At 38.3% G+C, this 20792-nt stretch carries 18 protein-coding genes and 1 pseudogene; 3 read left to right on the plus strand and 16 right to left on the minus strand.

Annotation, left to right across the window (positions count from 1 at the left end):
* Positions 1-8 precede the first annotated feature (8 nt).
* Complete coding sequence (locus tag PYS62_RS06130) at positions 9-323, minus strand: AlbA family DNA-binding domain-containing protein (RefSeq protein WP_066712129.1); 315 nt, start codon at positions 321-323, stop codon at positions 9-11.
* A 209-nt stretch (positions 324-532) separates the two neighbouring features.
* Between PYS62_RS06130 and PYS62_RS06135 the strand changes: the two genes are divergently transcribed.
* Positions 533-808: a type II toxin-antitoxin system RelB/DinJ family antitoxin gene (locus PYS62_RS06135; RefSeq protein WP_066712126.1), complete on the plus strand. Its 276-nt coding sequence runs from the start codon at positions 533-535 to the stop codon at positions 806-808.
* Positions 809-875: 67 nt separating this feature from the next.
* On the opposite strand, the gene PYS62_RS06140 is transcribed toward PYS62_RS06135, so the two are convergent.
* From PYS62_RS06140 to PYS62_RS06150, 3 genes are all read right to left on the minus strand, one after another.
* Positions 876-1736: a carbohydrate ABC transporter permease gene (locus PYS62_RS06140; RefSeq protein ID WP_066712123.1), complete on the minus strand. Its 861-nt coding sequence runs from the start codon at positions 1734-1736 to the stop codon at positions 876-878.
* Positions 1733-2584, minus strand: coding sequence for a carbohydrate ABC transporter permease (locus PYS62_RS06145; RefSeq protein ID WP_066712120.1), 852 nt, complete (start codon positions 2582-2584; stop codon positions 1733-1735). The genes PYS62_RS06140 and PYS62_RS06145 overlap by 4 nt, the downstream gene beginning before the upstream one ends.
* A gap of 86 nt (positions 2585-2670) precedes the next feature.
* Complete coding sequence (locus tag PYS62_RS06150) at positions 2671-4074, minus strand: ABC transporter substrate-binding protein (RefSeq protein WP_066712117.1); 1404 nt, start codon at positions 4072-4074, stop codon at positions 2671-2673.
* Positions 4075-4568: 494 nt separating this feature from the next.
* Here PYS62_RS06150 and PYS62_RS06155 point away from each other — a divergent pair, with 494 nt between their 5' ends.
* Complete coding sequence (locus PYS62_RS06155; RefSeq protein WP_066712115.1) at positions 4569-6152, plus strand: aminotransferase class V-fold PLP-dependent enzyme; 1584 nt, start codon at positions 4569-4571, stop codon at positions 6150-6152.
* Between the two features lie 234 nt (positions 6153-6386).
* Here PYS62_RS06155 and PYS62_RS06160 read toward each other — a convergent pair whose 3' ends face one another.
* The 9 genes and pseudogenes from PYS62_RS06160 to PYS62_RS06200 all read right to left on the minus strand — a co-directional run bounded on the left by PYS62_RS06160 (position 6387) and on the right by PYS62_RS06200 (position 16475).
* Positions 6387-6878, minus strand: coding sequence for a MurR/RpiR family transcriptional regulator (locus PYS62_RS06160; protein WP_082714234.1), 492 nt, complete (start codon positions 6876-6878; stop codon positions 6387-6389).
* On the minus strand, positions 6826-7254 hold the full coding sequence (locus tag PYS62_RS06165; RefSeq protein ID WP_066712109.1) for a MurR/RpiR family transcriptional regulator: 429 nt from the start codon (positions 7252-7254) through the stop codon (positions 6826-6828). Before PYS62_RS06165 ends, PYS62_RS06160 begins: the two co-directional genes overlap by 53 nt.
* Before the next feature lie 200 nt (positions 7255-7454).
* Positions 7455-8873: an acetate--CoA ligase family protein gene (locus PYS62_RS06170; RefSeq protein ID WP_066712106.1), complete on the minus strand. Its 1419-nt coding sequence runs from the start codon at positions 8871-8873 to the stop codon at positions 7455-7457.
* Between the two features lies 1 nt (position 8874).
* On the minus strand, positions 8875-10092 hold the full coding sequence (locus PYS62_RS06175) for an AsnC family transcriptional regulator (RefSeq protein WP_066712104.1): 1218 nt from the start codon (positions 10090-10092) through the stop codon (positions 8875-8877).
* Positions 10093-10267: 175 nt separating this feature from the next.
* On the minus strand, positions 10268-11731 hold the full coding sequence (locus tag PYS62_RS06180; RefSeq protein WP_066712101.1) for a leucyl aminopeptidase: 1464 nt from the start codon (positions 11729-11731) through the stop codon (positions 10268-10270).
* Positions 11732-12084: 353 nt separating this feature from the next.
* Positions 12085-12998: pseudogene (locus PYS62_RS06185) on the minus strand (IS256 family transposase); the annotation flags it as partial.
* 282 nt (positions 12999-13280) lie between these two features.
* On the minus strand, positions 13281-14744 hold the full coding sequence (locus tag PYS62_RS06190) for a hypothetical protein (RefSeq protein WP_066714209.1): 1464 nt from the start codon (positions 14742-14744) through the stop codon (positions 13281-13283).
* Positions 14745-15174: 430 nt separating this feature from the next.
* On the minus strand, positions 15175-15318 hold the full coding sequence (locus PYS62_RS06195; RefSeq protein WP_315574175.1) for a hypothetical protein: 144 nt from the start codon (positions 15316-15318) through the stop codon (positions 15175-15177).
* A gap of 518 nt (positions 15319-15836) precedes the next feature.
* The gene (locus PYS62_RS06200) at positions 15837-16475 is read right to left on the minus strand and encodes a hypothetical protein (protein WP_066714202.1); all 639 of its coding nucleotides are present in this window, start codon (positions 16473-16475) and stop codon (positions 15837-15839) included.
* A 251-nt stretch (positions 16476-16726) separates the two neighbouring features.
* Here PYS62_RS06200 and PYS62_RS06205 point away from each other — a divergent pair, with 251 nt between their 5' ends.
* Entirely contained in the window at positions 16727-16978 is a 252-nt protein-coding gene (locus tag PYS62_RS06205) for a hypothetical protein (RefSeq protein ID WP_315574176.1), read from the plus strand.
* Positions 16979-17017: 39 nt separating this feature from the next.
* Here PYS62_RS06205 and PYS62_RS06210 read toward each other — a convergent pair whose 3' ends face one another.
* The 3 genes from PYS62_RS06210 to PYS62_RS06220 all read right to left on the minus strand — a co-directional run bounded on the left by PYS62_RS06210 (position 17018) and on the right by PYS62_RS06220 (position 20555).
* Positions 17018-18541: a TFIIB-type zinc ribbon-containing protein gene (locus PYS62_RS06210; RefSeq protein ID WP_066713627.1), complete on the minus strand. Its 1524-nt coding sequence runs from the start codon at positions 18539-18541 to the stop codon at positions 17018-17020.
* Positions 18542-18549: 8 nt separating this feature from the next.
* On the minus strand, positions 18550-19809 hold the full coding sequence (locus tag PYS62_RS06215) for an SPFH domain-containing protein (RefSeq protein ID WP_066713629.1): 1260 nt from the start codon (positions 19807-19809) through the stop codon (positions 18550-18552).
* A gap of 155 nt (positions 19810-19964) precedes the next feature.
* Entirely contained in the window at positions 19965-20555 is a 591-nt protein-coding gene (locus PYS62_RS06220) for a copper amine oxidase N-terminal domain-containing protein (protein ID WP_066713631.1), read from the minus strand.
* Positions 20556-20792: the final 237 nt, after the last annotated feature.

Here is a 20792-nt window from a genome sequence, read left to right on the forward strand (position 1 = left end):
AGCAGGCTTCAAGCCATATTTTGCCAAATAATAAGGTTTATTGCTCCCTCTTGAATTCCAATTTTTAGAACGTCTTTCGTTTGAATATTTAATTTCGTAAAGAAAACGAAACGCATAATATCTGGCTTAATTGCATCACTCAACATTGCCGAAATACGATTAGAAATTTCATCATAATTATCTATGCCACAAACCTCGCCTGAATCTGTCACACCAATATAAATTGTTCCACCTTTATAATTGGAAAAAGCTATTACTTCTTTCTTTATAGCTTCTACATACTGTGCTTTGAGTTCAACGTCAGGGCTTTCAGCAAAATTCATATTCCTTCCTCATCGCTTTCTAGTCGTTTATAGTCATTTTAGTCTTTATAGATAGTCATAATAGTCAATTTTGCTTGACTAGCTAACTACACAAATACGAAAATTGTCATCACATATGAAACATATTTTTGTATTTGCACGTCTATTGCATTTACTGGACATAATAATTTTGCTAGCTTTTAATTAAAGATACAAAGGAGTTAAATCTAATGGCAAACACAACTACTTTTAGTTTACGCATAGATCAAAATTTGAAGAAACAATCTGAGGCACTATATGGCGAATTAGGACTGAATTTGACTGCTGCTATCAATGTCTTTTTGCGCCAATCTCTCCGCACTGGTGGTTTTCCCTTCCCAGTATGTCTTGAACAGCCTAATAAAACAACAATCGCTGCCCTTCAAGAAGCGGAACAAATTGTTAATGACCCTAATTACAAATACTACACAGATGTTGAATCTGCCCTACGAGATTTGAAAGCATGAAAATGCCCTCTTTACTCTGTAGTAAAGAGGGCGCATACAAATTTCTCTGTATCTATGAATTAACCAATCAGCCCTTAACCGCACCAGACAAGACACCTTTGATGATGTACTTCTGACCTAAGAGGTATAACACGATAACTGGAATAATTGTCAACACGATGCTTGCCATCATTGGGCCAAGCTCAACTTTACCATAGCTGCCTCTGAAATATTGCACGAGCATCGGAATGGTTCGATACTTACGAATATCCAAGACCAGGTTCGGCAAGAGATAGTCGTTCCAAATCCACATAGTTTCGAGAATGCCGACTGAAATCATGGTTGGCTTCAAAATTGGCAAAACCACTTTGAAATATGTTTGGCAAGGATTACAGCCATCAATCATCGCCGCTTCCTCAATCTCAATTGGCACTGATTTCATAAAACCAGCAAAGAGGAAAACGGCTAAACCAGCACCAAAGCCCAAATAAATGAAGCAAATAGTCCACGGCGTATTAAAGCGTAAGCCAAAGATGCTCAACTTATCTGCCGTCTGTGACAAGGTGAACATAACCATTTGGAATGGTACAACCATTGAAAAAGCGCACAAAAGATAAATCAATTGTGAGATAAAGCCTTTGACGCGAGTGATATACCAAGCGCACATTGAGCAACAGATCAAAATTAAGGCAACAGATGAAATTGTGATAAAGGTACTATAACCTAAGCTCTCCAAAAAGCCCTGCGAATAAACTGCTTTGATGTAGTTGCTGATGCCAGCAAAAGTAGCAGCTTGTGGCAATTCAAAAGTCGTAGCAGTTGAAATAGCAGTCTCTTTCTTTAATGAATTTAAGATGACCAACACAATTGGATAAATATAGACGATACTCAAAAGTGAAAAGAAAACCGTAGCTAAATTCAGCCAAATTTTTGCTCTTGTCTCTCTCATTGTTGTACCTCCTTATTACGAGTGAAGTAAAGCTGTGACAAAGCCATCAACACAACGACGAAGAAGAAAATAACAGCTTTGGCCTGACCGATACCCTTCCACTGGGCACCTGCACGCGCATAGAAAGTATTAACAATATTCAAAGCCAACATTTCTGTCTGTTTCATCGGCTCACCTGCTGTCAATGCAATGTTCTGATCAAAGAGCTTGAATGAGTTAGTGATACTCAAGAATAAGCAGATCGTAATTGATGACATGACCATCGGCAATTTCACCTTAATAAGCGTCTGCCACCAGTTAGCGCCGTCAATCTGAGCAGCCTCCAACAAAGTTAATGGCACATTTTGCAAACCAGCGATATAGATGATCATCATGTAACCAATCTGCTGCCAGCACATCAAAATAATTAAACCCCAATAACCAGCTGTCGGATTCAAGTTCATAAGCGGCTTACCTAATTGCAGCAAGAAACCGTTTATAAGAATATTCCAAATATAGCCTAAGACAATTCCACCAATCAGATTGGGCATGAAAAATACGGTTCTAAAGATGTTTGTCCCGCGCATTTTTTTCGTCAAAGCTAAAGCTAAAACAAAAGCTAACGCATTGATTAACACAGTTGCTACGATCGCAAACATAAATGTAAATGTGAACGCTTGCAAAAAAGTTGGGTCACTAAAAGCACGTTGATAGTTCTTGATGCCATTCCAGGTAAAATTGCTGACTGTCGTAAACTTAGTAAAAGACAGAAACAAACCAAACAAAAACGGCCAAATGAAACCCACAACAAAGGCCAACAATGTTGGTAAGACAAAGAGTGGAAACCACTTCTTGAGAGCCTTTTCCATATAATCCCCTCTCTTTTATTACTATAAATTAGGCGTAATCAAACACTTATGATTACGCCTGCCATGTTTTAGTCTTAACTTAAGACTTATTTATCGGCGCTTAACTTAGCTTCTTTAGCCCAGCCTTCAACGAAAGCCTGTTGAACTAAGTTCCAATTAGCATCTGTCTGATCAGCTGCATAAGCTGTCAAAGCACTACCAACACCATTCTTCCATTCTTCAGATGGCATTGTGGAGAATGTCCAAGCAACTGGATTCAAACCAGCCTTGGTGTATGTAGCATCAGCTTGGACGAAAACATTCTTAGAAGGAATAGCCTTTTTGAAAGGAATAACGAAGCCCATACCGTCCTTACCTGAAGGCATTGCCTTTTCAGTACCGCACATAGCCTTTGTACCAACTTCAGAAGTTACACACCAGTTGATGAAATCTAATGTAGCTTGAATGTCTTCTGGCTTAGCATTCTTATTAACACACCAGAAGTTCTCTGTACCTGTGCATAAGCCTTGCTTAGCTTCATCGCCAACACCAATGTAAATTGGCAACATTGTCAAATCTTCATCCTTGAATTTGCCTTCGCCAACCAAGTTAGCATATTCCCATGAACCATTTTGGAAGAAGACAGCATTACCAGCTAAGAACTCATTACGGGAGTCATCGCCTGTCTTAGCAGACAATTGCTTAGGATCTACTGTTGAATTGTTGATGTAAAGATTCCAAATGTCACGATAGTTCTTCAAGTATGTACCCTTGATAGCATCTGTGTTATCAATCTTGTCAGTTTGGTATTCATGATAGATTGGTAAGTTAGCCAAATGGGTCTTGAAACGCCAGTCAGAGGATTTATCCATACCAGCTGATGTAAAGGCTGCAAAGCCCAAATCTGCCTTCTTAGAAGTGATAGTTTCAGCTACCTTCTTCAAATCAGCAAATGACTTAATATCATCAGTCTTGAAGCCAGCTTTTTCCAACAAAGTCTTGTTTGTAATCAAACCGTAGCTCTCAACAACATAAGCAATACCATATGGCTTGCCGTCTGTACCTTTGAGCAAATAACCCTCGTTAGTTAATTGTTCAGCAATCTTGCTGCCTGTCAAATCCAAGCATGTATCCTGCCAGTTCTTCAAACCAACTGGGCCGTTAACTTGGAACAAAGTAGGAGCTTCACTCTTACTCATTTCAGCTTGTAAGTTTGTCTCATATTGGCCAGAAGCAGCTGTAACAACCTTTACAGGTACGCCTGTCTCTTTTGTATAAACTTGAGCCAATTCTTGCCATTGCTCATCTTGTTCAGGTTTGAAGTTAAGATAATAAACTTGTCCTTTAGCTGCTGGCTTCTCTGATTCAGCTGATTTGCTCTCTGTCTGAGCCTTGCTTTCAGCTACTTTCTCAGCTGGCTTATTTTCTTTTGTCTCTGGCTTCTTGGAGCAAGCTGTCAAAAGAACAGCACTCATACTCAATGCTAAAACTGAAGCTAATACTTTCTTCATGAAACACTCACCTTTCTTTTTTGTGCTTATGCACAAAGTTACTTGTTTTCACAGAGCAATTATAAACATTAAGCCAACAAATTGCTAGTGGTAAAATTTAATCATTATATAAAATGCCCTATCAAAGCTTTTGCCTCTATAAACAATATTTTGCCTAAATCATTGGACATTAAGCTTGACAGTTCGTAGAAATATTCTCTTTTTTCATTTAAATCTGATGTTTCAAAGCTTGACACCATCTAAATTATTTTATAAGTTGGTTCGTTGTTATCTAAGCTTTACAGATATAATTTCATTGTCAAACCTTGTAATTTTTTCTTCGATCAAGTACTGATTTTTGTACAATTTGTATGCTTTTGGTCCATACAGACAGACGTACGCAGCATAATTGGCGGTTTATTGTTGCAAATGAGCAAAAAAGGTCTTTTCAAACGTAAATTAAAGCCTATAATTAACTAGCAAAAAAAATTTGAAAGGGGGATCGTCCTAAGCCAATGAAAGACGAAAACCAACAACAAAAAGCTGAACAAGCAGCTTTACGATCACCTCTCTTGATGCATTTGCGAAACGGTAAGCATCGCGAACGCATTTCTTTTTCTCTGCCTGGTAATGCCAACGGCTTGCTCTATCCGCAGTTTTTGAAAGATGACTATTTAGCCTACGATCTGACAGAACTCTCTATCACAGAGGATTTGAACGATCCTGGACCGGCTATTCAAGCTGCTGAAGCTAACGCAGCTAAAGCTTGCGGTGCCAGCCAAGCCATCTTTATCACACTCGGTTCATCAGTCGCTATCAAAGCTATGATTGGTGGTGCATGTGGTCGTAAAGGTACTCTACTTACAGCATTAGACGTACACAAATCAGCCTTACAAGCAGCAGAATTGCTTGATTTAGGTTTACTTTTTCTCAATCTCGATACTATCGAAAATCCAAGCAAATTACCTAATCTTCTCAAAGAACACCCAGGAATTAGCGCCGTTTATTTAACAACGCCTGATTTCTATGGTCATTGCTATGATATTTCGAAAATTGCAGCTGCGTTGGCTGACACTAACGTGCTTCTTATCGTAGATAGCGCCCACGGTGCGCACTTCCCATTTGGCAAGCATTTATTGCCTAAATTCGCAATTGACCAAGGAGCTGATTTGGTTGTCTGTTCAGCTCACAAGACTTTGCCAGCCCCAACTCCTACCTCGCTTATTTTGATTGGCCGTAGGATGATGGAGAAGCGCCCAGATTTGGATAGTCGTAAGATTCGTAACTTGGCTGCTACTTTCACTTCAACTAGCCCACCGCTTATGTTAGGTGTCGGTTTGGACTATGCAGTTTCTTATATGGATATGTATGGCGTTGAAGAAACAGCCAAACTCTTAGAGCATGTCAATGAATTCATCGCTAAGTTGCCTGAGGGCTTACACCGTGTTGATCTTGGTATAAGTAGCGACAGTAAGGTATTAGCAAGTAATCCAGCTAGTTCAACTGATCACCCTACCCATGATCCACTCAGAATGGTCATTGATTGTGCTAATCTCTGCCCAGGCCCTCGTCTAGCTCATGATCTCATGGCTAACAAAATCAATCCTGAAATGGCTGATCTCTGCCGTGTCGTTTTAATTCCACACTTTGGTCAACCTAAAGCTGAATTTGATCGCACCTTGGAAGTTATCAACAAGCTTGTAGCGGAATATCGTAAAATAAAATGGCCAAGTGATTTGCAAACAGCTAACTTACGTCGCCTCGATGCTTATTATCGCAAGCGTTTGCAAGTACCGGCTTTCAGCAATAAGCCCTATCATCCAGCTGCTTGTCTCAATTTGGATTGGCGTCAAGATACTATCTGGGTCAATATTGACGAGGCAAAAGACAAATTTGTCGCCGAGGCTCTGATCCCTTATCCACCAGGAATTCCGCTCTTGTGGCCTGGCGATAAGTTGAATCAAGATGATATTGAGCTGTTCAAGTCCTTGATTCATCATGAAATTAATGTACATGGTACAAGGTTAATTGGTGACGAAATTAAAGTGCCGATTTTGAAATCAGCAACTGAAAATTTCAGCAGCACCTTAGAATACTAATGTAAATTAAAACTAACAAGGCATGGTTATTAATACTGTGCCTTGTTTTTTAGTATTCAGCTTAACATTTATTACCTAACGTAAAACTAATTGTGCCATTTTAAAGAAATTATTTCATACTCTCTCAACACTATCTAATCTGGATCAATTTGTTAGTTTCATGGTACTGAAAATAACATTTATTTACAAGGAACTTCAATTATTTTGTAACAAAGTTTCACGCTTTGTAATTCATCAAATATTTTCGTCTTCTTTATCTTCTTTCTTTAGTAAATATCTTGTTTGAATGATTCTATCAGCATACTTAATTTTCATTTTCTCAATATAAGTATTATAAATGACATCTATCAATGCCATCTGACTAATCCTACTAGATCCGGCACTAATTCTTTTAATACCCTCAATACTTGGGACAAACATTTTATAATCTGCTAGGCTCATAACTTGATTACTATCATATCTCGTAATTGAAATCAATTTTGCTCCATTATTTTTAATCATATTAGCCATATTAACTATCTCTTGTGTAATACCCGAATATGAAATCACAAAGGCTAATTCATCCTCTTTAATATTCGAAGCACTTATAAGCTGCATATGGATATCTTCGTAAAGAATACAATGTTTATTTATTCTTTCGAGTTTTTGCTGTAAATCTTTGCAAACTAAATAGCTAGCCCCTATACCATAAAGTCTTATAAGACTTACACTTATCAAGTTCTTCAATTATCTTGCCTAATTTTTCAAAGTCAATCGAATTATAAGTATTTGCAATAGCATTTACACTTTGGTTTAAAACCTCTTGCGTAGTTTTATGTAAATCATCACCTTCAAAATCTGCAAATTTATTTCTTAAACTTTCTTCGTTGAACGTTAACTCGTTTAATATCGCAAGCTTGACATCTCTAAAGCCCTTAAATCCGTTCTTTTTACATATCCTAACTATAGTAGGCGCACTACAATATCCTATTTTGGCTAAGGTATGTATATCCACAGATGTTACTTTTCTTGGATTTTCTAAAATATATCTTATGAATGGTTTTTCAATATCCGTAGCCTGGTATTTATAATAGCTTTGCAACCTAAACAATATTTTTTTCACAAGCTTCACCTAATTATTTATCATATTTACTAGTTTAAATATTTAACTATCCCTCAGAATCCATTTTAGGCTGTTAACCATATCTCACGTAGATAATAATAGAAAAATCGGCACAAAGGCTATTTCTAGCTATCATGCCGATAATATTTAGAAAACAGTTGCTAAGCTTAAACTAGCAATTTTGGCTTTTAGCAGGTTAATTACTTAACTTGCTTGTTTTTCTTGATTTGGCCATAACGATAGAGAGCAACCATCGCATTGACAGCCTGTTCAGCTGTTGGATAAGCTGGAATACCATGATCACGCAATTTCATGATTGCACGCTGGCATTCTTCACCGCCCTGGCACTCCATAACAAATGGCTTGTGCAAATGCTTGAAAGCTTCATGGATTTCAATTACGACATCTGTAACAGCTTCAACATCTGTAACAGCAGTTGGGCAGATTGAACCCAAAATACCGTTGACATTTGGATCGCGCATAGCTTGACGGAAAGCACCCTTGTAGTGAATTGGTGATGCTGTACCAGAAATATCAACTGGGTTCAAAGGTGAACCGAACATTGGCATATAAGCTCTAATGCGCTCAGCCAAACTTGGTGAAATTTCTTTCAATTCATGAAGTGGTAAGCCACAACGCTCAAAATGGTCACAGCTCAACAAACCAGAACCACCGCCATTAGTGATCATGACGATCTTGTCATCATACAGAGGTGGCTGCATACCTAAAGCAAGTGATACATCCAAGAATTGCTGCCAAGTAGTAGCACGAATTGCGCCAGCTTTTTGGAAAATCTCGTCATAATAAGCATCATTTGTGCCTTCATTCTCTGAAGCTGTATGCGCAAATGCAGCCTTAACACCAATCTTAGAGCCACCGACTTTAATCGTGACAATTGGTTTATCAACCTTTTGACAAGCTTTAACGAAAGCCTCTTCGCTATCCAAGCCTTCAATATAGATAGCTAAGCACTTTGTATTATCATCAATACCTGCATAAGCAACAAATTCACTGAAATCAACGTCAGCTTTATTGCCTAAGCCAACGAAGAAGCTCATGCCGAAGTGATCTTTTTGAGAAGTGCCGAGGGCTGCTAACAAGTTAGCGCCTGATTGGGAAATCATTGCTACAGGTCCCTTAATTGGCAGATAAGGAATAAAGCCACAGTTGAAATTGAGATATGGGCTACCCATACCAACCAAGTTAGGTCCAATCAAAGGCAACTTATTGTCACGGCAATATTGAGTTAATTCATTCTGCAACTGGCCACGGCCAATTTCTTTGAAAGCACTGGTTGCAATAACAACAATCTTGACTTGCTTAGCAACGCAATCTTCCAAAACAGATTTAACGATATGAGCTGGAACGGCGATGAAAACTAGATCAATTTCAGCTGGAATATCTTTGACTGTCGGATAAGCCTTAAGCCCATGGACTTCATCAGCACGTGGGTTGACTGGATAAATTTCGCCCTTGTAGCCCCAAGCTCTTAACTCTTCAATTACTTTATAACCAAACTTCGTGTTATAACGGCTAGCACCAACTACTGCAATTGACTTAGGATTCAAAGCATATTGTAACTTATCGACAACGTAATCACGGACATTAAGAACTTTCATCTTATTTCACCTCTTTCTTTCCAGAAAAGCAGCATTTCACATCGTTCACTGCCGTCCGATCCTGCAGGAAATCATCGGTAAAGACGCACTCTTCCCAGTAACCGTTTTGATCATCTAAGCGGCAAACCCAACGCCGGAACTGTTTAGGTGATGTGGAAACTTTGACTTCTTCAATTTCGCCATAGTTTTCAATTTTAGCTCTCAAAGCTTCCCAATCGGTCAACTCATCAAAAGAGCTCAACATAATGTCATAGAATGAATCGGTAAATTCCCAAATATTATTAAACTCAGGCATAGCTGACAATTCATCGGTAATTTGTGATTTACGATAGCTTGGAACATTTTGGAACATGCGAACTAGATACATCTTCATGTGTAAACCGAGCTTCATGTGATTCAAATAAATCATTGGTACAGCATAACGGCCTACATCACAAATTTTGACGAAATCTTTCTTCATCTGTTCGCCATCTAAGCCTGAAAGTTGAGCTAAGACATTGTAATCGAACATATCAGCGATGGATTTGGTGTTGTTGATGGCATCAATAATTGCAAAGTCAACTTTGTCTAATTTGTCTTGCATCTTTAACAGTTTATCAACTTGAGCCTTACCCCAAACGAATTTGCGATAGCCATCACCTGGAGCGTCCCACATATTAACATTGGACTCACGCACATCGCGACGAATTGGGCAAAGATGCACATATTCAACTTCCGGACGATCTTTCCATGGTGCAATGACATCTGCCAATAAGTTATCCAAAACGCGCATATGATTACCGTTAAAGAAATCAAAATCACCCTCTGTTTCATAACCTGTGCAAATATCATCTTTATTTTGGAACCAGTTGGATAATTCTTGCTTAAGCTCAGCTGGTGTATTGTCTTTTAGTTTAACTACCCAGTAATAAAGCCCCCAACCATATACTGCTACTGCTGGATTATAAACTAGCATGATCAAACGCTCGTCATACATTCTCTTCAATCTGGTACGAATTTCAGCCTTGTCTACCTTAATTTTCGAGGCAATGTAATCCAAATTAAATACCTCTGGATAATTTTGATAAAAAGATTTGGCAATATTATAAGCGCTAAATTCAGCACTATCTGTGGCCACTGTTCCAGGTTCTGTGAACCCAATTCCCCTTGGAGCAAAGAAATAATTGCGCATCCATTCCTGTTGCTCGCTCGTTCCTAATAGATACTTTTTGTCTTCCATTAGAATTCTCTCCTCTCATTAAAGCAAATGTAACAAATTGATAAATTTACCCCTAATATTTATATTATAAATCGCTTCATTTTAAGTCGCAAGCGAAAAGTCACAAAATGAAATAAAAAGGACAACTTTGGTTAGTTGCCCTTTTAAAAATGAATATTTTCTCTAAATTTGAAATTTATCGTTCACATGCTGATGAACATGCTTCTTGTTGCTTAGCCAAATTGTAGAATGTCTTAACTATCGTGCCTGTTGCAAAAATTGGTAGATAACCGCTTGCTTCATGCAAATAAGCTGTCCCAGCAATATCCAAGTGCAACCACGGCATATCTTTGGCCAAAAATTCACGGACAAACAAGCCTGCTGTAACTGTACCACCTAAGCGCCCAGCTACGTTCTTGATGTCGGCCCGTTTGCTCTTGTTCATGGCTTTGAAGCGCTCAGAAACTGGCAAACGCCAAATCTTCTCGTCGGCCTTGGAGCTTGCATTTTCCAAATCCTTGTAGAAATCGTCACTATCTGTAACAACGCCTGTAAACTCTTCGCCCAAAGCTACCAAGCAAGCACCTGTCAAAGTAGCAATATCAACAATCTTAGTTACATTGCAACGGCTTGTGACATAGTAAACAGCGTCAGCCAATGTTACACGGCCCTCTGCGTCAGTATTGGCAATTTCAATAGTTTTGCCTGCCATGGAGCGAACAATATCACCAGGCTTATAGGAACTACCAGACAACATATTCTCGCAAAGTGCTGTTGCAGCTACCACGTTGACCTTGGCTTTACGTTTGGCCAAAGCATAGATAGCGCCGATAACTGTGGCACCGCCTGTCATATCATCAAACATGGTGGACATACCCTCTGTTGATTTGATGGAGTAACCACCAGCATCATAGCAGATGCCTTTACCAACCAAGCCTAAACGCTCATTACTTGCAGGATTTCCTTCGTAGGTCATAACTAAGAATCTCGGTTCACGATCTGAGCCAGAAGCTACAGCCAAGAAAGCATGCATGCCTAATTGTTCGCAAGCTGCTTTATCAAAGATCTCAATTTTAACGCCAAGTGGGGCTAATTTTTCTTTTGCAATCTCACATACGCGTTCTGGATACATCACGATAGCTGGCTGATTGGCTAATTCTTGAGTCAATTCAATGCCTTCCATGACGTCATGCATCTCAGCCAAATTAGCCTCGACACGTTCAAGCTTGTCGCTAGGAACTTGCAAGTTGACAGTCAATTCAGGATCGACCTCTTTGTCTGTAAAATATTCATCAAAAGCATGGTCAGCCCGCCAGAAGCCTTCTGCAACTGCTTGCGTAATTCTACCTAAGCAAAGGTGCTTGGGTTTGTCTAACTTTAAGCTAATTTCTGTCAATTTGTGTTGATGGGCGCATTTGCCGATATTGAAAGCCAACAAACGATAATCGTCAATTGTAAGTTTCTCAGGTTCGCCAAAGCCTGCTAATAGTTTTTGTTTAGAGCCTGAAAATTCAGGTATAAAGTATGTTTCAGCTAATTTGCCAGAGAAGCAGCCTCTTGCTTTGAGTTTGGCACATTCTGAACAAGCTTGTACCTGTTCGGTTGATAGTAAGCTAACTTCTAAGCCACCTGTTTGATTTACGTTAAATTTAGTTTTCATGTGGTCTTCCTTTCTTAGAGAGGTATGTGTTAATTGTAAGCGATGGCGATGTTTTTGGGAAGTTGAGAATTTTTTAAGAACATAATGGAGTAGTTAATTAGTGATAATTCTCATATGAATAACCACTTTAAAGGTTGTGTCAAGAAAGTTGGTGTAAATTCCTTTCAGTTAATAAGGGAGTGTGTGAATAAATCTCTGTAAATAAGATTTCCTGTGATATAATTTCCTGCTTATTAGCCCAGATGCTTGCTATTCCAACTACTTAGCAGTTATTCATTATATAATTCATGTGAAATTGCATGTCAAGAGCAGGCAGGTGTTTCCTGTCTGCTCTTTTGCTTGGTATTTTCAAGTTATTCAGGTAGCCTATCCTCATACATGAGCGTCAATTCGCCATAAACTTGGCCCCAGTTTCTAAGTGGCATAGTCCATTTTTTCGTAGCTTCAAAAGTAGATAGATACAAAGCCTTCAATAACGCTTGTGAGCTTGAAAAAACGCTCCTTTGGCGATTTAATTTGCGATAAGTTGCATTAAGGCTTTCAATTGCTTTCTTCGTATAGATAACCTTACGAACATCAGCTGAAAACTTAAAGATAGGTGTTATAACATCCCAATCTCTTTCCCAGCGTTTCATGGCATTGGGATATTTAGTCGACCACTTTTCTGTCACATAATCTCGATTTTTGCGCCCCTGTTCTTCGTTTGTCGCATTGTAGATTGTCTTTAGATCTTTAGAAAATTCTTTTCTGTCCTTATCTGCCACATATTTTAGAGTGTTTCGGTCTTGATGAACTATACAACGTTGGTATTCAGTGTTAGGAAAAGCTGTAGATATAGCTTCACGAATGCTGGCCAGTCCGTCAGCACATATGATCATCACGTCTTTTACGCCCCGATTTTTTAGGCTTTCAAGACCGATAACCAGTACTTTGCACTCTCATTTTCACCAACTTCTATGCTTAAAACATCTTTCTTGCCGTTACAGCCGATGTCTAAAATGACGTAGGCTGCAAGTTTGCGTATTATTCCGTTTTCTCATACAGAATAGTGAATTGCATCAATAAAAAATACCGGATAAATCTCATCTAATGGTCGATTTTGCCATTCTTCTATTTGTGGTAGCAGCTTGTCCGTTACGTCAGATATGAAACCTTCTGATACTTCAAATCCATAAATATCCATCAATGTATCTGAAATTTGCCTTGTTGTCATCCCTTTGGCGTACATTGAGATGATTTTTTGATCAATTTCTGAGATGTCTTTTCTCATAGTTCTTTTTATTATCTTCAACAGTTTCTCTTATTTATTTAATTCAAAAAGTTGAATGGAAATATCAAAAATTCGCTGACTGTACGGTACGAATTATCTCTTGCCACGCGATAGGTCGTATAGGAATACAGTACCGCTCTATAGGAAGAGACAACTCCTTCTCTTGAGTCGAATGGATTTGAAATTAATAGTAGCAGGATCAATAAAATTATCTTCTTTTTACTTAATTTTCCTCTCTTCAAAAATTATCCTGCTCCTTTCGACCATTCGACTAGTAAATTAACCCTTGCCCATTATGGACATGATTCTTTCAAACATCATTTGTGAATAGTTTTCTTTGTTAATCAAACTATTCCAATCGAGGACATCTTCTCCGTCAACAACTTCTTCCGGAAGCACAAGACTTCCGTCCTTAAGACTGATTGAAGGCGAAAACTCGAAACTGTCGTCTCTGTACCTGATGGTGATCTTGCCATTTGGAGCGATGTCGCTTATATTTTGGAAGATAAATGTGGTGCCACTACTAGAAATAGCGTCTAAATAAATATTATCAACCTCTTTTAATTTTCCATCTTCAGAAAATTCCAGTTCTTTTAGAGAAACTGAAGCGTTTTTGTACTTAGGAATTACTAAGTAGCACTCCTCTCCGTTTAAATATGGTCTGTCGCCAACTTCGCCATCTTTCATAGAGATGATCATTCGCGGATCTTCAAAATCAGAAAAAATACTTGTCCAAGCAAATAGTTTTTCAAGAGGAGCTTTCAAAGTAGCTTCATCGTAGGCAGAGCCCAGATAGATTACAAAGGCTTTGTGATTTTTATCCTTTAGATCGACGCCGAGTTTTCTCGCCATTCTTAGATATTCATCTGAAATCTCACTTCTATCGAATTTATCTATCTTTAGTTTTAGAGCCGTTGGGATTAGTCCCATGTCCATACTGGAATACTCAAAAAAAACAAAGTTAGGTGTGCCCATTTCGTCTATAAAGATTTGACTATTTTTGTAATTGTAACTATCCCATATATCGTTTAAAAGCTTTCCTGTGCAGTTAGAAGGATTGTAGATATAGGTAGAATCCGTTACATCTCTATAATATAGATTCGTTTTACGAGTTTGTTCCTCGCTAAGACTATTTTCAATCATCCCAAGGATTTCTTCCTTATCTGTGCCAAAATTTTTCATAAGTTCTTCGTCATTTATAAATTTTCCATCAGGAAGAGAGAAGTTACACACTTCGTACATCGGAACCTCTCCCTCCCATATATTAGAAACTTCAACCACGACACTTAGCACATTTTCATCTTGATAAACGGAAAAATAAGAGTAGATCCCAATTTCGAAATCTCCCATATCCTTTTTATGAGTAGTATATAGATCTTTTATATATTTTACCAAACCATCGATCTTATCATTTGCCGCCTTTGCGTCCTTGGAATCCAAAAGAATCCTAGGAACGTGGATGCCATAATCATCCCTCTTTGCAAAACCTATGTATTTTTCATCGACGAAGTCCTTCCAAACTTCTCTGTCCTCTACATATGAAGACATGGAACCGATAACAGCCCCGTCAACAGGCTTTAGATTTTCCTTGGCTTTTGAAGCATTTTCTTTAGAGTTTTCCACCGCAGAATTTGCATTTGCCTTTTTATGTTCTACCTTAGGCGAATTTCCGTCCTTCTTGCAACCAGTAAGGAGGACCATCGCCACCATAAAAACAATTAAAAATTTAAAATTTCTTTTCATAATATCCCTTCATTTCAACTTTACTCTATTTAGTACAGAATTAAAATCTACATATAAACTTTTTCGACTTATGTAAATAAAAACGGTCTTGATAACTAAACTGTTTTTACTTTTCTTATCTAGTTTTAAAGAGTGAATTCTATTTTACTACGATAGATCTGTTAACTGTTGTTGGTGTACCGTTAATTGTTACTGTATCAATTTCATAACCAGTATTTGCTGTGAATGTTAAAGTAACATCTGTATTTTCATCTACTGTCTTTGTTGTTGGATCAACTGTTCCGTAGCCGCCGTCTACTCTTGCTGTAACTGTGTATTGTGTTGGTGTTGGTGGTGCTACAGGCTTCTTTGTCCATTTAGCATAAAGTGTTATATCTCCATTAACAGGTTTTGAGAAATCATATTCATTATCACATGTCGCTTCTGTATATCAACCGCCGAAGTCAAAATCAGTGTCTATTGGGTCACTTGGTGCTTTAGCTTGTTTTCCATCCCTAACTGTTTGCTCCTTAGGTTTTATTCCGTGACCATTAGCATTGAAACTTACCACGAACTCTTTATAAGGATACAGCATTGCTTGTCCTGTTCTTTGATTCAAATTCTTGTTATTCGGTTTAAATATCCATTTATATAGTTGTTTATAAGGATATCTGCTAAAGTGCTACCGTCTCTATGAACAGCTGAGTAAGTAATGAAGCCCTCTATGTTAGCTTTCTTTATTTTCCAATCAATTGCCAAGCTTCCTGTTGAGCCATCAGACTTCTGGTTCGAGCCTGCCTGCAAGGATTATAAGCTTACCTTCGTTTTCGATTTTTATTTTCCCATCATCTATGTATACCGCTTCTTGCAGTGTCTTTTGTATTCCTGGTTGTTCTACCAAGATAAGTATTCCAAGTCCGAGTATTAATGCTCCGGCGATGATTAGTATTATGATTTTTTCATATTTTCCCTCCTTAATCCTTTTCGTATGGAAACATATGCTTTATATCGTTATCTTATAAAAATATTTTGCTTCCCACATCACCCGAAAGTATGAGACGAGAAAATTTTATAAACCCACCGGTATAACCAATGGGTTTAAAATGTAATATTTTACTTTTGAATTAGACTTCCTTCACTTACTCCTTCTGTAAGATCCAAGATGATCCATGCACTTGTTCCTGCTCCTACCTTATGCTTGCCCGTATTGGCTGCAAGCATCGTCTCAAATGTTGAGCTACTAGAACATTCAATGACATCTAGAATAGTCGTTGTGATATCATTGCCATTTGTAGTAATTGTAACCTTATCGTCTTTAGCCAATTCACCGGTTATAATCTCTGAGGTAGCCACAATTCTGTTCTTGTATGCCTTCGCACGTTTCATTCCAACATCTAATGCCTTCGGTGCAATGGAGAAGCATTTGTCGGCTTTGGCAACATTGGCATAATCGGAACCGACATTCTCTATAATCTCTCTTTGATCTTCTTTCATTGATTTTATCATTTTTTCAATTTCTGCTATTGTCATGACCTTTAGAGGATCTCTGTTTTTTATTACATAATCTGCTCTATTAAAGCCATCTTTGCCCCATCTTTTTTTCCAATATTCAGTGATATCGAACTTACCGCGGAGCATCTTTTCACAATCACTGCAGATTCGTCCATCTTCAACTGTCAAGCCGCTTAAGAATTTCATTTCATTGCCGCATATTGGACATAATTTCTTTTCTTTTTTACCGAATAATCCCATTATTTTCTCCTCGTATTATTAGATTTGTAGTTTTTATAGACCCTCAGCAAGGTCTTATAATCTCTAACAGACGCTGTGAATTAGTATTTACCTCCTAACGCATAGACGTTTTAAGAAAGGCAATAACCACAGCCGTTTGTTTAAGCGGTAATTAGTTAGATAACGCATGACGTTTTATGTAGCACGAGGTTACGTGAGAACAAACAAGTCTGTGAGGCAATACAGTGCCTAATTTTTACTGGAGGTCTGCTATGTTTTACTCAGGAATTGATGTAGCCATGGATAAACACGACTGTGTTATCCTAGATGCTAATGGCAAGTGTTTCATTGAAGTATTTACCTTCAAGAACAGTCGTGACGGGTTGCCTTTATTCCTCTGGCTTAAGCCGCTACCTTATACGACTTATTTGCCAAGCACCTCGTGGTGCTTATTTCGTTATGCAATTATCAAGGTTCTTTTTATCCGATTTGCATTTCTGCATTTTCATGCTTTTTCTTCTTGACTTTTAATAGTTAGTCTTTCATTTTCTAATCATGTTAATTTATGACTGCTTGTCAAAAGTCTCGTTAAGTCTCTTTTTATTTTCTTCGACCTCATCCAGGATTCCTTTTTCTTTTGCTTTTTTGAGGTGTTTGTCCTTGGTTAGATCGAGCCTGTTACCTTTTAGTTCACTTGAGTTTTCGCCTTCGATATAACATTCTGCAAGTCCTTTTAGATTTTTTACAAATTTGTCTTTGCAAATTAGGTTACTTATTTCGTGCTTGGTTTCTAGTTCGTAGTGGTGCCTTTCGTCTGAGTTTCTGTACCTTGCATACATTGTGAAGTAAAAGACGAATCCTGATAGTAATAGGATCCAGAAGAGCTGCCTTGAATCTTGGAATTTTGTGTCGTCAAAAATGCTCATAGCAGCCACAAGATTTAATACAAATGCTGCTAATCCTCCTAAGATCTCAACAAGGACTGAACAGATAAACAGCTTCGTAAAGTTTATAGGCACGCTACCCATGGTTTCCTTGGTTCTTGCGTTTACCGCCACATAGTGAAGTAGATTCTTGCCGTTTTTCTTTTGCATATAGCTGTAGAGCCACACTGGTAGGTAGGCTGCCTTCCATGAATCGCCTTTTACTTTGTAGTCTTCGTCCTCCCATCTTACACCTCTGTCATATTCTTCCACAGTATCCTTTGCTGCAAGTCTTGCCACGTCGGAGCTTTGTGCAAAGACTGCTTCTCTTAGAAAGTCGATATTACTATCTCTCTTCTCTGATGTGTAGCCTTTCATGTAGTTTGCGTTAAACTTGACAGAGTTTTCTGTGTCAAAGGGCATGATGGCGTTTATGATGTTGGTAGTTTTTTCCTTGGCTGTGTAATCCAGTTTGTCGGTTGAAGATTCTATGGATAAATCATCCATAAATATATCAAAGTCCCTTTCGATTTCGTAGCAATCTGCGTCGTACTTTGTATGTTTGTCGTCCCCTGTGCCAACTTCGTAGCTATTCGTTTTGATTTCTCCTTCGCCCCATAGGTGCATGTGGGCGTTGACATCCACAAGCATGTACGGAAGGTAGACTCCGCAGATATTCTCTGTGGTAAACTCCCTTGTAAATTTTGGATGGGCGAAAAATTTTCTCTGTTTGACGAATTTTTCTATCTCTTCTTGGGCGTCACTCCTTGTCACGCTAAATGGAAGTATGACGTCTGGCACTGCTCCATTCGGCACTATATTGTTGATGGAGAGTGTGTTGCGACACCAGTGACACCTCGCCTGGGTGGTGGTGTTGGTATCGATTACTACTTCGGCGCCACAGCTTTCACATTTAACTGTGATTATGCTTTCCGCAGCTTCGTCTATGTCTGCTGCTCCACTTCCCATGGTGGTTCCTTCTAATGTGCTTATGTCTTGGTCTTCTGGTGCTAGTTCTGGCTCGAATTCAGTTCTACAGAAATTACATCTGAGCTTGCCAGTCTTGGTGTTGGTCTGTATGTCTGTTGAGCCACACTTAGGACACTTGATCTGACCATCCTTTAAGCCGCTTGACATATCTATTATTTTTATATCGTCTTCCATAAAATCACCTATAGACCTAGTAATTCTCTCTTCATCTTGTCAAATTCTTCTTGGGTTATGACTTCTGCATCGAGAAGTTTCTTCATCTTAATTAATTTTTCTGTTGGATCTTCTGGTGGTTGGTTTTGGTTTTGTGGTTGTCCTTGATTTTGTTGTTGATTTTGTCCTTGGCCATAGTTTCCTTGGTTTTGATTTAACTGACCTCCACCGAAATTAGGTTGGTAGTAGTTTCCTACGTTTGGTTGTTGAACTCCTCCCATCATATTTCCTGCAGCGTTCATGCCCATTCCCATAAATGCCATGTTTGCTCCGCCACCATTTTCTCCTGCAGCTTGCATGCCTCTAGCCACAGATTGTTGCATAAATGAATTGCCACGGGAGCCTGAAAGTGCATCGGCTCTCTTGACATCCTTCATCATTTCCTTGGTATCTTCGTCATATTCGATTGCCAAGATTGCTGTCTTCACAATTTCAAGACCACGGGTGGAACTCCATTCGTAATTGTCTTCTACTGCAGCTGAAAGAGATTTTGCAAATCCTATTTGATCTCCTTGGATCTTGCTAATCCTATTGCCCCTAGTTGGATCGTTGGTATAGTTTGAAAATGCCGCTGATAGACTGCCAACTACTTCGTTGAAGAGTTGTTCTGCTGCATCATTATCCATATCTCCTAAATCAAATGCTGGTGCTCCAGAACTTAGATATTTAACTGGAACGAAATTTTTTAAAAATGAGATTGGATCTACGATCTTTACTGTATACGTTCCTCTTATAACTGCTCCTACTTGGGTGCCGAAGAAGGCATCGTCCCAATAGATTTCACTTTGAGTGCCGAATCTATTGTTTGGTATTTCTTTCAGGTTTACATAGAAGAGAAGTTGGTTTGTGGCTGGTATGCCTCCAAACTTAAATTTTTCCCAGGATGTTTTGACTATGGATTCCATAAGTCCGTCCCCTGAAAATATGGATTTTGAATTCGGATCGTCTGAGCTATAAATATATCCACCTATTTCTGTAATTATGCTGGTGATTGCTCCGTCTTGGATGGTTACAAGGGCGGTTCCTTCTGGAACGATGACCTTGGTTCCATTGGTAATTACATTTTCATTTCCTTTGTAATTTGCTCCTCTACCGTTGTTTGTTCCCATTGGTACTCCTGGGAACAATGCCGCCGTTTCTGGCACTCCTTCCATCGGCCCATAAAAATCTTTCCATTGATCTGCGAGAGTTCCTCCTAGTGAACCTCTAAATGCTTGAATAAATCCCATTTTTTTACCTCCTATTTTGTTTAATTACTAATAAATTCTTTCAAATATGTCCTTGACCACATCATATTTAAGGACCATGGTTCCAGTTTTGTTTATGAAGTAGTATCCCACTAGCTCTGTCAGTTCTTTGTCCTTTGGATTGTCTTTTCTAATGGTTACAAAATAACCTTCGTCTTTTGTTCCATCTCGATCGACTTTGTAATCGCTAACGTCCATGTAGAATAGACCATCGCCGATGATCGAAAGTTTTTTAATCTTTCTAGAACTTCGTCCCCTGCGTTATTCTCATCTATATCATCTGAAATAGTTTTGTCGTTTATGTAGATTGATCTCTTCTTGGCGTTCCATTTCACATCCATATCAAATAGTTCTGAAACGGATCTAAGTGGAATATAGGTTCTGTTGTTTCTTATAAACACCGACTCATCTAGAAGCACAGGTCCAGCTTTTACCTCATCTGAATACCAAGCCGTGTCATCTCCTATGGCTAGAAGAATATTTGTGTGATCTTTTTCTATGGTCACAGTCATATCTTCTCTATTATATTCAACCTTTGCTCCTAGATTTTCTGCAATAATGCTAACCGGCACAAAGGTTCTGTTTCCAAATATAAGTGGCGGTTGATCTGATTTTACAAGTTTTCCGTTTACATATATCTTTACATCGTTTTGTGCTCTAAATCCTGTGAGAAAAACTGCTGTTAATATTAACAAAACAGTGCCTATCCTCTTTAAACTCTTTGACATAGCGTCCTCCAATTTATTTGTAATGCAAGCAACGAAAACTTTATAAATTTATAATGCTAAATTTATAATACTAAATTTAAAATATCTCCACATCACCCGAAAGAATGACTTTTATAAAATTTTTAGATTTTATTTTACAGTGTCGGTCAATAGATTATAGATAATATATTTGATATAATTAAAAAAAGATTTTATTTATTTTATTGATTTAACAGCTTAATAAATTTTATTTCTTTT

Origin of the sequence: Amygdalobacter nucleatus, from assembly GCF_029167365.1 — a bacterium.
Lineage (GTDB): Bacteria > Bacillota > Clostridia > Saccharofermentanales > Fastidiosipilaceae > Amygdalobacter > Amygdalobacter nucleatus.